The 13569-nt window shown below is 68.3% G+C and carries 12 protein-coding genes; 6 read left to right on the top strand and 6 right to left on the bottom strand.

Going from position 1 to position 13569, the window contains the following annotated elements; all coding sequences use genetic code 11:
• The first annotated feature begins 2 nt into the window (after positions 1-2).
• The 6 genes from yidC (at position 3) to ACZ4AA_RS20620 (ending at position 6130) form a co-directional block, all read left to right on the top strand.
• The gene (yidC, locus tag ACZ4AA_RS20645) at positions 3-1301 is read left to right on the top strand and encodes a membrane protein insertase YidC (protein WP_467603935.1); all 1299 of its coding nucleotides are present in this window, start codon (positions 3-5) and stop codon (positions 1299-1301) included.
• A gap of 15 nt (positions 1302-1316) precedes the next feature.
• Complete coding sequence (locus ACZ4AA_RS20640; protein WP_467603932.1) at positions 1317-1826, top strand: Jag family protein; 510 nt, start codon at positions 1317-1319, stop codon at positions 1824-1826.
• Positions 1827-1944: 118 nt separating this feature from the next.
• Complete coding sequence (gene rsmG, locus ACZ4AA_RS20635) at positions 1945-2661, top strand: 16S rRNA (guanine(527)-N(7))-methyltransferase RsmG (RefSeq protein WP_467603929.1); 717 nt, start codon at positions 1945-1947, stop codon at positions 2659-2661.
• A 360-nt stretch (positions 2662-3021) separates the two neighbouring features.
• Complete coding sequence (locus tag ACZ4AA_RS20630; RefSeq protein ID WP_339135598.1) at positions 3022-4095, top strand: ParA family protein; 1074 nt, start codon at positions 3022-3024, stop codon at positions 4093-4095.
• The gene (locus ACZ4AA_RS20625; protein ID WP_467603926.1) at positions 4092-5186 is read left to right on the top strand and encodes a ParB/RepB/Spo0J family partition protein; all 1095 of its coding nucleotides are present in this window, start codon (positions 4092-4094) and stop codon (positions 5184-5186) included. The genes ACZ4AA_RS20630 and ACZ4AA_RS20625 overlap by 4 nt, the downstream gene beginning before the upstream one ends.
• Before the next feature lie 326 nt (positions 5187-5512).
• Positions 5513-6130, top strand: a complete 618-nt coding sequence (locus ACZ4AA_RS20620) for a GNAT family N-acetyltransferase (RefSeq protein ID WP_467603923.1) — start codon at positions 5513-5515, stop codon at positions 6128-6130.
• A gap of 87 nt (positions 6131-6217) precedes the next feature.
• On the opposite strand, the gene trxA is transcribed toward ACZ4AA_RS20620, so the two are convergent.
• The 6 genes from trxA to murJ form a co-directional block, all read right to left on the bottom strand.
• On the bottom strand, positions 6218-6547 hold the full coding sequence (gene trxA / locus ACZ4AA_RS20615; RefSeq protein ID WP_467603921.1) for a thioredoxin: 330 nt from the start codon (positions 6545-6547) through the stop codon (positions 6218-6220).
• A gap of 43 nt (positions 6548-6590) precedes the next feature.
• Positions 6591-7550, bottom strand: coding sequence for a thioredoxin-disulfide reductase (gene trxB, locus ACZ4AA_RS20610; protein ID WP_467603918.1), 960 nt, complete (start codon positions 7548-7550; stop codon positions 6591-6593).
• 249 nt (positions 7551-7799) lie between these two features.
• Positions 7800-8732 (bottom strand): anti-sigma factor family protein, encoded by a 933-nt coding sequence (locus ACZ4AA_RS20605; RefSeq protein WP_467603915.1) that lies wholly within the window; start codon positions 8730-8732, stop codon positions 7800-7802.
• Positions 8729-9460, bottom strand: coding sequence for an RNA polymerase sigma factor SigM (gene sigM, locus ACZ4AA_RS20600; RefSeq protein ID WP_467603912.1), 732 nt, complete (start codon positions 9458-9460; stop codon positions 8729-8731). Before sigM ends, ACZ4AA_RS20605 begins: the two co-directional genes overlap by 4 nt.
• A 28-nt stretch (positions 9461-9488) precedes the next feature.
• A complete protein-coding gene (locus ACZ4AA_RS20595) occupies positions 9489-11207 on the bottom strand; it encodes a protein kinase family protein (RefSeq protein WP_467603907.1) in 1719 nt (572 codons plus the stop codon).
• Positions 11208-11325: 118 nt separating this feature from the next.
• Positions 11326-13566 (bottom strand): murein biosynthesis integral membrane protein MurJ, encoded by a 2241-nt coding sequence (gene murJ, locus ACZ4AA_RS20590; RefSeq protein WP_467603903.1) that lies wholly within the window; start codon positions 13564-13566, stop codon positions 11326-11328.
• Between the last annotated feature and the right edge of the window lie 3 nt (positions 13567-13569).

Raw genomic sequence — 13569 nt, 5'->3', positions numbered from 1 at the left:
TAGTGGACACGATTGCCAGTCTTTTCAGCTTCATCACGACACCTGTTTCCTGGGTCATCGTCCAGTTCCACGCCGTGTACGGGCAGATCTTCGGTCCCGACACCGGATGGGCCTGGGGCTTGTCCATCGTGTCCCTGGTGGTCCTGATCCGTATCTGCCTGATCCCGCTCTTCGTGAAGCAGATCAAGGCCACTCGGGCGATGCAGACGTTGCAGCCCGAGATGAAGAAGATCCAGGAGCGCTACAAGAACGACAAGCAGCGCCAGTCCGAAGAGATGATGAAGCTGTACAAGGAGACGGGTACCAACCCGCTCTCCTCGTGCCTTCCCATCCTGGCCCAGTCGCCGTTCTTCTTCGCCCTCTACCACGTGCTCAACGGCATCGCGACGGGCACGACGATCGGCGTCATCGACGACCAGCTGCTCGCCAGCGCTCGTAAGGCCCACATCTTCGGTGCCCCGCTCGCGGCGAAGTTCACCGACAGCGCCGAGACGGTCCACCAGCTCGGCGCCACGCTGATGGACGTCCGTGTCGTCACCGCGATCATGATCGTGATGATGTCGGCCTCGCAGTTCTACACCCAGCGTCAGCTGATGACGAAGAACGTCGACACCACGGTGAAGACGCCCTTCATGCAGCAGCAGAAGATGCTGATGTACGTCTTCCCGGTCATGTTCGCCGTCTTCGGCATCAACTTCCCGGTCGGTGTCCTCGTCTACTGGCTGACCACCAACGTGTGGACCATGGGCCAGCAGATGTACGTCATCCGCAACAACCCGACCCCGGGTTCGAAGGCTCAGGCCGCTTACCTCGAGCGCCTCGAGAAGAACGTCACGCAGCACGGCAAGACGCGCGGACGTGGTGAGAAGGCCATCGTCAAGGCCATCGTCTCCAAGGGCCGCGACCGCAACGAGTTCGAGCGCAAGTTCATCAACAGCCTGACCAAGGCGGGCCTCGTGGCCCAGCCCGACGGCCTGGTGGTGACCAGTGACAACGCGGTCGTCGTCGAGTCCGAGGACGGCACCACGACGACCACCGCGCCCGCCGCTCCCAAGCGTCAGCAGCCGAAGCGCCAGTCCAAGGCCCAGCGGCAGTCGGGCGCGGCCGTCGGCGGTGCGCAGGCGGACGAGTCCGAGCCGAAGACGTCGCTGAGCAAGTCCGACGAGCAGCAGGACACCACGCCCTCCGCCGCGAAGCCGGCCGCCGGTACCGGCAACAAGCCCGGCACCGGTACCCGCAGCAAGGCCCAGTCCGGACAGCGCAAGGGCCCGCAGCGGCCCAAGTCCCCGTCCAAGAAGTAAGAAGGAGTCCATCCCGTGACGGAAGGCACCACCTCCGCCGCCGCTGAGGGCGACACCCTGACCCGCCTGGAGCAGGAAGGCGAGATCGCGGCGGACTACCTCGAGGGTCTGCTCGACATCGCCGATCTCGACGGTGACATCGACATGGACGTCGAGGCCGATCGCGCCGCTGTCTCGATCATCAGCGACTCGAGTGGCCGAGACCTCCAGAAGCTGGTCGGCCGCGACGGCGAGGTGCTGGAGGCACTCCAGGAGCTCACGCGCCTGGCCGTGCACCGGGAGACCGGGGACCGCAGCCGGCTGATGCTGGACATCGCGGGATTCCGGGCCAAGAAGCGCGAAGAGCTCTCCGAGCTGGGTGCCAAGGCCGCCGCCGAGGTCAAGAGCTCCGGTGAGCCGGTCAAGATGGACCCGATGACGCCCTTCGAGCGCAAGGTCGTGCACGACGCGGTCAAGGCCGCGGGCCTGCGCAGCGAGTCCGAGGGCGAGGAGCCGCAGCGCTTCGTCGTCGTGCTTCCCGCCTGATCGGTACATGCGTTCCTTCGGCCCCGTCTGTTGAGCAGGCGGGGCCGAATTTTGTCAGCCTGATAGTCCTGGTGATCAGCGCTCAGTGCGCTCAAGCGGTACGGAAGGACGGTCCCCCGTGACGGAGGCAGCGGAGCTTCCCCCCGCGCCCGAGCAGGCGCGCGAGGTATTCGGTGATCGCTTCGCGGACGCGGTCCGGTACGCGGAACTGCTGGCCGAGGCAGGAGTACAGCGTGGGCTCATCGGCCCCCGCGAGGTGCCCCGGCTCTGGGAGCGGCACCTGCTGAACTGTGCGGTGCTCTCCGAGGTCGTGCCGGAGGGCGTGACCGTGTGCGACGTGGGTTCCGGTGCGGGGCTGCCCGGCATTCCCCTGGCTCTCGTCCGCGAGGACCTCAAGATCACGCTCCTTGAGCCGCTGCTGCGCCGGACCAACTTCCTCACGGAGGTCGTCGAGCTGCTCGGGCTCGACCATGTGACCGTCGTGCGCGGCCGTGCCGAGGAGGTCATGGGGAAGCTTCAGCCGGTTCATGTGGTGACCGCCAGGGCGGTGGCCCCGCTGGACCGGCTGGCGACGTGGGGCATTCCGCTGCTGCGCCCGTACGGCGAGATGCTGGCCCTGAAGGGCGACACGGCCGAGGAGGAGCTGAAGGCTTCCGCCACGGCGCTGAGCAAGCTCGGAGCCGTGGCCACCTCCGTCCTCCAGGTCGGCGAGGGCATCGTGGACCCGTTGTCCACCGTGGTGCGGGTGGAGGTGGGCGAGAGCCCCGGAGGGGTGCGCTTCGCGGCGAAGCGGGCCAAGGCCGCCAGGACGGGTCGGACGCGGCGCCGCCGCTGACCCCGGACGATGTGAGCATCGCTACTCCCGGTCCTTCATTCAGGGGCCGGGAGTTTCTTTGTGCGATCCAGGAGTTGTTTCTCACGCCGGGTGCTCCGATCCCGATGATGCGACCTATTGCGCAAAAGCTGGCAAACCTGCGCATATCGGAGTGTCGCGCCGCACTGACCTGCGTAGCTCGGCATCGTGTTTCACGTGAAACGTCGCTCACTGTTGCACGGCATCATCAGTCGCGGCCGAGCTGCGGCCGAACCCCGCGATCGGAAGCCCCTCGGGTCACTCGGAGGGGCTGCGAAGTTGTCCACAGAGGTGGATTTCTCCACAGAAGAACGGGCCTCGCTGGTTCACGACCCCAATGGCATGGGAGGCTCTGTTCATTGCGAGCCTGAAGTCGAGGAGAGTGAATCCTTGCGGTCCGACGCCAACATCGCGGGACCGATGACCGACCCGGTCCCCGGTCCCCGTACCGAATCGATGGGGGAGGATGTTTCACGTGAAACACCGCCCCCGATGGACGACACTCCTATCGGTCGTGCTGCCCAGCTGGCTGTGGAGGCGCTAGGTCGCGCCGGTGAGGGCCTGCCACGGCCCGAACAGACCCGAGTCATCGTGGTCGCCAACCAGAAGGGTGGGGTGGGTAAGACCACGACCACGGTCAACCTTGCCGCCTCGCTGGCCCTGCACGGTGGCCGGGTCCTGGTGATCGACCTCGACCCTCAGGGCAATGCGTCCACGGCTCTGGGCATCGATCACCACGCCGAGGTCCCCTCGATCTATGACGTGCTGATCGACAGCAAGCCGCTCTCCGAAGTCGTTCAGCCGGTCCCCGACGTCGAGGGCCTTTTCTGCGCCCCGGCCACCATCGATCTCGCCGGTGCGGAGATCGAACTGGTGTCGCTGGTGGCTCGGGAGAGCCGACTGGACCGGGCGATCCTCGCGTACGAGCAGCCGCTGGACTATGTCCTCATCGACTGCCCGCCGTCGCTGGGTCTGCTGACGGTCAACGCCCTGGTCGCCGGCGCGGAGGTGCTCATCCCCATCCAGTGCGAGTACTACGCACTCGAAGGACTGGGGCAGCTGCTGCGCAACGTGGACCTGGTGCGGGGGCACCTCAACCCCGACCTTCACGTCTCGACGATCCTGCTCACCATGTACGACGGCCGGACCCGGCTCGCGTCCCAGGTCGCGGAGGAGGTGCGCAGCCACTTCGGCAAGGAGGTGCTGCGCACGAGCATCCCGCGCTCGGTACGCATTTCGGAGGCCCCGAGCTACGGGCAGACGGTTCTGACTTACGATCCGGGTTCGAGCGGTGCTCTCTCGTATCTTGAGGCCGCGCGCGAAATCGCCCTGCGAGGAGTCGGCGTGGCGTACGACGCGCAACATGCCCATGTGGGCGGACAGAACGATCAGAACATGGTGGAGGGGATCCAGTGAGCGACCGACGACGGGGTCTGGGGCGGGGCCTTGGCGCACTGATCCCCGCGGCTCCGACAGGTGAGCGTCCGGGTGGCGCGGCGAGCGGGGCTCCCTCCGCGTCGACCGCCGGCCCCGTTCTCACGGCGGAGCGCGGGGTGGCGGTGGCGAAGGTGACCACGCTGCCCTCTGTTTCACGTGAAACGGAGGAGGGGCTGTCCAACGGATCGCTGGAGACGTTTCCGGCTCCCGTCGGTGCGCACTTCGCCGAGCTGCCCCTCGAGGCCATCACGCCGAACCCGCGCCAGCCGCGTGAGATCTTCGACGAGGACGCTCTTGCCGAGCTGGTGACCTCCATCAAGGAGGTCGGACTCCTCCAGCCCGTCGTGGTCCGCCAGGTGGGGTCCGGGCGCTACGAGCTCATCATGGGCGAGCGCCGCTTCCGCGCCTGCCGTGAGGCGGGACTCGAGGCCATTCCCGCCATCGTGCGCGCCACGGAGGACGAGAAGCTCCTCCTGGACGCGCTCCTGGAGAACCTCCACCGCGCTCAGCTGAACCCGCTGGAAGAGGCGGCGGCCTACGACCAGCTGCTCAAGGACTTCAACTGCACCCATGATCAGTTGGCGGACCGGATCGGGCGGTCGCGCCCGCAGGTCTCCAATACGCTGCGTCTGCTGAAGCTCTCCCCGTCGGTTCAGCGTCGTGTGGCCGCGGGGGTTCTCTCCGCGGGACACGCTCGTGCCCTTCTCGCGGTCGACGACTCGGAGGAGCAGGACCGCCTGGCGCACCGCATCGTCGCCGAGGGGCTCTCGGTGCGGGCCGTCGAGGAGATCGTGACGCTCATGGGGTCGCGTCCGCAGTCGGCGCAGCGCTCCAAGGGCCCGCGAGCCGGCAGCCGGGTCTCTCCGGCGCTGAGCGATCTGGCGACGCGGCTCTCGGACCGCTTCGAGACCCGGGTGAAGGTCGATCTGGGGCAGAAGAAGGGCAAGATCACTGTCGAGTTCGCTTCGATGGAAGACCTTGAACGCATCCTCGGCTCTCTCGCCCCGGGTGAGGGGCCGGTCCTTCAGAAGAGCCTTCTGGACGACGACTCCGACGACGCGGAAGGCTGAGCCGGAGTTCTGGTGGACCGATGTCTCGTCGGTCCACCAGAAGAGCGGGCCGTGTCCGGTGTGTGCCGGAAAACGGCCCGCTCTTTGCTTTTCGGCGGTATCGATGGAATCGCATCGTGGATACGATGCGATGGGTATGGCGATCCACCTGGCAGCACCTTCATCGGGGAGGCGGGGGTCATGCAGACCGTGAGCCGTACCGGACTGGTGACCGTAGGTCTGGGCCTGGGAGCGGTCGGCGGGTTCGTCGGCAGCCTGCTCAGAGAGCGGAGCCATCTGACAGCCGCCCGTGACGCCGCGGGCGAACGAAGCGAGGAAGATCCGTCATGGGGCGCCGGCTCGTACCGCTCACGCTGGACAACCTTCCGGACCTTCCCAACCGCTGTCGTGCGTGCGTCTTCTGGGAACTGGATCCCGTCCGCGGTGAAGCCGCGCTGAACGCGGGCACGAGCGCCCCGGAGAAGGAAGCGTGGATCTCCTCGGTTCTCCTGGATTGGGGATCCTGCGGCCGGGTCGCCTACGTGGATGATGTGCCGGTGGGATACGTGCTCTACGCGCCGCCCGCCTACGTCCCTCGCTCCACGGCCTTCCCCACAAGCCCCGTCGCACCGGACGCGGTTCAGCTCATGACCTCGTTCATCATGCCGAGCTATCAGGGACAGGGGCTGGGCCGGGTGATGGTCCAGACGGTGGCCAAGGACCTGCTGCGCCGGGGGTTCAGGGCGATCGAGGCCTTCGGGGACGCACGGTGGAAGGAACCCGCCTGCGTGCTCCCCGCCGACCATCTGGTCGCGGTGGGCTTCAAGACCGTGCGCCCGCACGTCCGGTACCCCCGGCTCCGGCTGGAGCTGCGGACCGCCCTGTCCTGGAAAGAGGACATGGAATTGGCGCTGGACCGGCTCCTCGGAGCGGTACAGAAAGAGCCCGCGCTGCGTCCCCTGTGAGGGCAAAGGAAATGGGCCGGCCCTCTCGGGTCGGCCCATCTGTGTTTCACGTGAAACACACGCCGCGTGTGCGGCCCTCGATGACTACTAGGCGATGAATTCGTCAAGGTCGCGCAGGATCGCGGCCTTCGGCTTGGCGCCGACGATGGTCTTGGCGACCTCGCCTCCCTGGTAGACGTTCAGGGTCGGGATCGACATGACTCCGTACTTGGCGGCCGTCGCCGGGTTCTCGTCGATGTTGAGCTTGACGATCTCGATCTTGTCGCCGTGCTCCGCGGCGATGGCCTCGAGCGACGGCGCGATCTGGCGGCACGGACCGCACCAGGCAGCCCAGAAGTCCACCAGTACGGGCTTGTCGCTCTTGAGGACATCCTGGTCGAAGGAGTCGTCGGTCACGTTCTTGAGGGTGCCGGCCACGGCGGGCTCCTTAATCTGTTGTTGCGTGGGAAAGACGGGGTGATCAGACGGTGGCGGCCGCGGTCTCGCTGTCCGCAAGGGCGGCGAGGTAGCGCTCGGCGTCGAGGGCGGCGGAGCAGCCCGTACCGGCCGCGGTGATCGCCTGGCGGTAGGTGTGGTCCACGACGTCACCGGCACCGAAGACGCCCGTCACGTTGGTACGGGTCGAGGGAGCGGCGACCTTCAGGTAGCCCTCCTCGTCCAGGTCGAGCTGGCCCTTGAAGAGCTCGGTGCGCGGGTCGTGACCGATCGCGATGAACAGACCGGTCACCGGCAGCTCCGAGGTCTCGCCGGTCTTCAGGTTGCGCAGCGTCAGACCGGCCAGCTTCGGGTCGCCCTTGATCTCGGCGATCTCGCTGTCCCAGATGAACTTGATCTTCGGGTCGGCGAAAGCACGCTCCTGCATCGCCTTGGAGGCGCGGAGGCTGTCCCGGCGGTGGACGATGGTGACGGACTTGGCGAAGCGCGAGAGGAAGGTGGCCTCCTCCATCGCGGTGTCGCCACCGCCGATCACGGCGATGTCGTGGTCCTTGAAGAAGAAGCCGTCACAGGTCGCGCACCAGGAGACGCCACGCCCGGAGAGCGTGTCCTCGTTGGGCAGACCGAGCTTCCGGTGCTGCGAGCCGGTCGTGACGATTACGGCCTTGGCGCGGTGAACCGTGCCGGCGGTGTCCGTGACGGTCTTGATCTCGCCCGTCAGGTCGACGGCGACGACATCGTCCGGGACCAGCTCGGCGCCGAAGCGCTCAGCCTGGGCGCGCATGTTGTCCATCAGCTCCGGGCCCATGATGCCGTCCTGGAAGCCGGGGAAGTTCTCGACCTCGGTGGTGTTCATCAGCGCACCGCCCGCGGTGACGGCGCCTTCGAAGACCAGCGGCTTCAGCGACGCGCGCGCGGTGTAGAGCGCCGCCGTGTAGCCGGCGGGCCCAGACCCGATGATGATCACGTTACGGACGTCGCTCACGGCTTGATTCCTCGTCTCTGGAGACTGCTGCGTACCGGTGGGAGCATCTCTCAGTACTCTCACCCCACCCAACGGATCCTAAGGGGCTTCAATTCCCGCTGTGTCAGGGCACACGGTCACCGGATGCCGGAAGGCGATGCCCAGTGGCGCCGGGGTGGCACAGCTCTGAGCCGTGAGGCGTCAGGACGTGCCGATGAGGCGTGCGGGACGGCAGCCGTCGATGGGTCGGCAAGCCGGTGGCAGGTGGCTTCAGGAACGCGCGTACGACCGCGTCAGGAGCAGCTTGCCGGGTGACGGTGACGCCTCATTCGCACAGGCGGCGTCGACGATGTACGCGGTGACCTTCGCCTTGTCGGAGGCGTCGGAGACCACGAGCAGATAGACGCTCTTCCCCTGGAACGAACCTCCCCTGGCGGCGAGGAGCACCCCGGGGTCTCCGGTTCCCTGCTCGACACACTGGGGAACGGCGGGTGTGGGGGTGATCAAGGTCTTCACGTCGCCCGAGTCCGTTCCGGCGTCCTGCGACTGGACACCCCAGGGCTTGGGGCCGGTCGAGCTGGGACTGGATTCCTTGGTCTTCGCGAGAAGGGCCGAGACATCGGTGTGCAGTGTCTTCTCGGAGAAGGCGTTCTGCGACGCCGACTCGTTCCGGGTGGCCGTCTGCGCGGTCTTGCCGGAACTGTCGCCGCCCAGGGACTGGACCAGGATCGCGCCCAGCCCCAGAGCCGCGGCCGCGAAGGCGGTGGCGAGGAGGACCGTCCTGCGGCGCCCACGACGCGCTCGATGCGAGCGACCGGGGCCGGTGGCTCCCTGGGGATGCCCGGACGGACCGCCGGCGGTCGACGTTTCACGTGAAACATGAGCACGGCTGGTGCCGGTGTCAGCGTCGGCCGCACTGCCGATGTCGTCTGTCTCGTCGGGAGCCGTGGCACCCAGCAGGGCTTCCGCGGCGAGCGCGGCGTCGATGCGTTCGGCGACATCGTCCGGCATGCGCGGGGGGCCCGGCAGGGTGCCGAGAAGACCGCGGATCTCCTCCAGGGAGTCGTACACGTCGGAGCAGAGGGTGCATTCCTCGAGGTGCTGTCGAACGTCCTCGGTACGCGAAGGCGGGAGCAGACCTTCGGTGAGGTCGGAGATCTCCGCGACGTCCGGGTGTCCGGCCTTGTCCGTCGTGGATGTCACGCCCGCCCACCTCCGCCCTTCACAGCAGCTGAATCGCTCGGACCCGGGTCGCGGGGACCCGACGCGTGAGGCCCCGCTGCGGGTGGGACGGATGTCCCCTGCGTCCGGTTCCGCCCGCCGCCCGACTTCTTCGTCTTCTCGTCGTCCCGCTTCTCCGGACGGAGATGGGCGAGCAGGGGAAGCAGTCTGGCTCTGCCGCGTGCGCAGCGGCTCTTCACCGTGCCGGTCGGCACATCGAGGATGCGGGCGGCCTCCGCGACGGGGTAGCCCTGCATGTCCACCAGGACGAGGGCGGCGCGCTGGTCCGCGGGGAGGGTGCCGAGCGCGCCGATGAGCTCACGGTGGAGATCCTTGCGCTCGGCCGGCGCGGCGGCGGACTCATGGGGTTCGAGGAGCTGTTCCAGGCGCTGGGTGTCATCGACGGGGGAGGTCTTCCTGGAGGCTGCCTTACGGGCTCGGTCCAGGCAGGCGTTCACCGTGATGCGGTGCAGCCAGGTAGTGACGGCCGACTGGCCCCGGAAGGTGTGGGCGGCCCGGTAGGCGGAGACAAGAGCGTCCTGGACCGCGTCAGCGGCCTCCTCGCGGTCTCCCAGCGTACGGAGGGCTACCGCCCACAGGCGGTCGCGATGACGCCGTACAAGCTCACCGAAGGCCTCTGGATCGCCCTCGACATGACGGGTGAGGAGGTCCTGATCGCTTGTCTCGCCGCATGCGGTCTCATCGGCCATCGAACCCCCTCCCCTCCGTCCCCGAGCTTCAGCCGGCGAACTTCACATCCGTGATGCCCTGCTTGTAGCCGGCGCCGCTGTACTGATCACCGGAGGCGTAGGGCATCGCGGTGATCCAGAGCAGCACGTACTGGGTCGGCACCTTCTTGGCGATCGTGATCTTCGCCGAGGTACCCGTCGTCGTGATGGTCCCGATCTTCGTCATCGAATCCACCGGCGTCGAGGAACTCGCGGAGTCCGTCGCGTACAGGGTGATCGTGGTGTGATCGCCGACGTAGCGGAGTCCTATCGACGCCGCGGAAACGGTCTGCTTCGAGCCGAGGTCGTAGACGATGCCGACGCCGGGCTTGAAGGACGGCTTCATCTCCGGGCCGTCCAGGAAGCTCCTGCTCCGCCAGTACGTGGAGCTGTCGTTGTCGAAGGTGTTGCCCACGTCCTCGGGTGCCTGGGCGTCGCCCTTCGCGACGTACTCCTGCGCGCCCTTGATCGTGATCGGCTTCGCCGGCGCGGTCTTGTCGCCGCCCTTTTCGTTGCCGTCCGTCGTCTGGGTCTTCTTGGTGTCGTCGGGCTTGCCGTGGTCCATCAGGGCGTCAGCGAGCTGCCAGCTGCCCAGGCCCAGCGCGGCGATGAGAAGTGCCGAGACGGCCCACTTCAGGGCGGTGCCGGTACGGCTCTGTAGCGGGGGCGGCGGGGTCGGCAGGGGCTGCGTGACACCCGGACGCGGCGCCTGACGGCCGTACGTGCCCTGCTGGTACGTCGTGCGCTGGTACTCCGGGGGCGCGGTGAACGCCGGCTCCGGCGGGCGGATGCGGGGCATCTCGCTGATCGCCTTCACCAGCTCCTCCGGCGTGGTGCACGGGGATTCGTGGCGGGAGGCGGTCGCACCGTCGTTGGCGAGCGCGCGCATGGCGAGCTCCGACAGGCCCCGGTGGACACCGGCGCGCACCTGGTCGGGTGCGATGAGGCCGACGCCCTTGGGCAGCCCCGACAGGCCGTAGGCGTCGTTCTCGTACGGCCAGCGCTGGGTGAGGGCGGCGTACAGGAGCGCGCCGATCGCCTCGGTGTCGGTGCGCTGCGGGGTGTCCGAACTGATACCGCGCAGCGCCGCGTTCACGGCGAGCCCGCGGATGCGCCACTGGCCGGTCGACGTGCGCAGCACGGCGCCCGGGGTCAGCTTGAGATGGGCGAGACCCTCGCGGTGCGCGGCGGCCATGGCCCCCGACATCTGACTGACCATCTGGTAGGCCTCGTGCACCTCGAGGGGGCCCGAGGCGAGCAGGGCGGTGAGTTCCGTGGCGTCAGGCAGCCACTCGTGCACCACGTAGACGAGGTCGTTCTCCTCGACCGCGTCCAGCACCTGGACGAACCGGGGATCGCCCAGCAGGGCGGAGGAACGGGCCGCCGCCAGTACCGAGCGGGCACGCGGATGATCGGCGGGCAGCAGATGCACCCCGACGGCGCGGCGGAGCTTCTCGTCCATCGCCCGCCAACTGCTGAAACCGTCCAGTCGGGTGACGCACTCTTCGAGGCGATAACGCCTGGCGAGTTTGTGACCGCTGTGCAGTTCGGGCGGTGAGGCCTTTCCGGGACCCTCCGTCCCGCCACTCCCCTGTGCCTCTTTGCTGTCCGTGTCCCGCTCCCCGTTGAGGGCCACCCCGTCGGACGTGGTTTGGTCCGCCTTGGCGGTCAGCGGTTCGTCACCGCTGTTGTCTGCCACGTCGACGGCAGCCGTGCTCCGTTCCGCCACCGTCGTCCCTGCCTCCCCATCCAGTGCGCGCTGTCCGACGCAGAAACCAATTGTGCCCACAGTCCGGCGCTATGCACGACACACGGCGGCGGACGATGGTTGTGCGCGTACCCCCGCCTCAGCGCCCCAGACGCCCGCGGACCATCCCGACCATTGAGTTGAGTTCTTCGATGCGCATCTTGCGCGCGGCGACGTAGAAGACACCGAGCAGAGCGATCGATCCGATGACGAGCGCCGCGATCGAACCGATCGCGCCGTGCCCGAGCACCCGGGTGATCGCGAAGCCTACGGCGCCGCCCACCACGGCGCCAGGGACGGAGGCCAGGCACAGGCGCGCGTACGTGCGCAGCACGCGGGTGCCGTCCAGGTCGCCGCCCAGCCGCTTGCGCAGCCGCTGCCAGGCCACTCCGACGCCCACGGCGTACGCCAGTCCATAGGCGCCGGCCATACCGACGACCGCCCACTGCGCGGGCAGGATCACGTAACAGATGGCCGAGGCCGCCGCGTTGACGCCGGCCACGATGACCGTGTTGTAGAAGGGGGTGCGGGTGTCTTCGTAGGCGTAGAAGCCACGCAGGACCACGTACTGCACCGAGAAGGGGATCAGCCCGAGCGCGAAGGCCATGAGGACGTAGCCCTGGGACTCGGCGGCCGCGATGCCGCTGGAGCCGAAGAGCAGGGTGCACATGGGGATGCCCAGGGCGACGAACATGAAGGCCACCGGGACGATCGCGACCGCCGAGGTCCGCAGACCCTGCGAGATGTCGTCACGGACGGCTCCCGGGTCTCCGTCGTGGGCGGCTCGCGAGATCCGCGGGAGCATGGCCGCCATGACGGAGACCGTGATGATCGCCTGCGGCATGCCCCAGATCAGCTGGGCGTTGGCGTAGGCCAGGATGCCCGCTCCGTCCTTGCCCGAGGCCTTGCCCGCGGCGGTTGCCAGCTGGGTGACGACGAGGACGCCGGCCTGGTTGGCGAGGACGAAGAGCACGGTCCACTTGGCGAGCTTGACGGCCTTGCCGAGGCCGTGGCCCCGCCAGTCGAAGCGCGGACGGAACCGGAAGCCGGCCTCGCGCAGATACGGCACCATCGCCGTGGCCTGGACGACCAGGCCGAGCAGGGTGCCGATGCCCAGCAGACGGAGTCCGTCCGGCGGGATGTTGTTCACCGTCATGCCGGAGTGCCGGGAGGTTCCGTAGACCCAGAGGAACATGCCGAACGTGAAGATCATGACGATGTTGTTCAGGACCGGGGTCCACATCATCGCGCCGAACTTCCCGCGGGCGTTGAGGATCTGGCCCATGACCACGTGGACGCCCATGAAGAAGATCGTGGGCAGGCAGTACCGGGCGAAGGTGACGGCCACGTTGTTGGACGCCGGGTCGCTCGCGATGGAGTTCGACATCAGCTGGATCAGCAGCGGCGCGATGAAGACCGCGGCGGTGACGATCACACCGAGGGCGACCATGACGAGCGTCAGCAGACGGTTGGCGTATGCCTCGCCCCCGTCGTCGTCCTCCTTCATGGAGCGCACCAGCTGGGGCACGAAGACCGAGTTGAGCCCGCCGCCGACGGTCAGGATGTAGATCATCGTCGGCAGGGTGTAGGCGACGGTCCAGGCGTCGCCGAGTGTCGCCGCGCCCAGAGCCGCGGTGATGATCATGGTCCGTACGAAGCCGGTGAGACGGGACACCAGCGTGCCCGCCGCCATCACGGCGCTCGACTTCAGCAAGCCGGAGGCACGGCCGCCCGACTTCGCCGCAGCGGCCGCGGGCGGCTGCACAGCGGCCGGAGCGGGCTCCGGGGCGGGCGCCGGGACCGCGGGGGAAGCGGCGGCGTAGGCGTGCCGGACGCCGCCCTGCTGCTGGTCGCGGAAGAGATGAGCGAAGGCGTCGGGCTCCTGCTGCTGCTCCCCGGCCTGGGTGACGAGATCGTCCACGCCCACGTACTGCGTGGTCCGGGCGTCGTCGCCGTACGGCAGGTGCCGTGTCGGCCCCGACGGCTCCGGAGGCGGAGTCTGGGCCCACAGCCGGGGGTCGGGCGCGTACTGCGCGGCGGGCGGCTGCGCGTACAGCGGCTGCTGCGGGGCGTACGACCCGGGCGCCGGCGGAGGGTGCGCGGCACGGTCGTAGAGCGCCTCCGCGACCGGGTCCTGGGCCGAGAGGTCCTGGGCCCGGTACGGATCCTGGTCGTAGGCGTCCTGGAGGTACATGTCGGCGGGAGATCCCTGCGGCATCCGGGCGTTCTCCGGCATGCCCTCGGGGTGGCCGGAGCGGCCCGCGTCCCGGCCCGGGTGATCCTCGGGGTAGCCCGAGGATCCCGCGCCCTGACCGCGGTCACCGTCGTACGGCGCGTTCATGGT

It is taken from the genome of Streptomyces sp. NPDC024698, assembly GCF_055559015.1.
The sequence above is the reverse complement of the archived record's forward strand: the minus strand, read 5'-3'. Positions and strand labels throughout refer to the sequence as shown.

Excerpts from the sequence above, each read along its gene's own strand:
- ACZ4AA_RS20630 (WP_339135598.1), top strand. The coding sequence starts at position 3,022 with ATGGGAGGCTCTGTTCATTGCGAGCCTGAAGTCGAGGAGAGTGAATCC.
- ACZ4AA_RS20620 (WP_467603923.1), top strand. The coding sequence starts at position 5,513 with ATGGGGCGCCGGCTCGTACCGCTCACGCTGGACAACCTTCCGGACCTT.
- sigM (WP_467603912.1), bottom strand. The coding sequence starts at position 9,460 with ATGGCCGATGAGACCGCATGCGGCGAGACAAGCGATCAGGACCTCCTC.
- murJ (WP_467603903.1), bottom strand. The coding sequence starts at position 13,566 with ATGAACGCGCCGTACGACGGTGACCGCGGTCAGGGCGCGGGATCCTCG.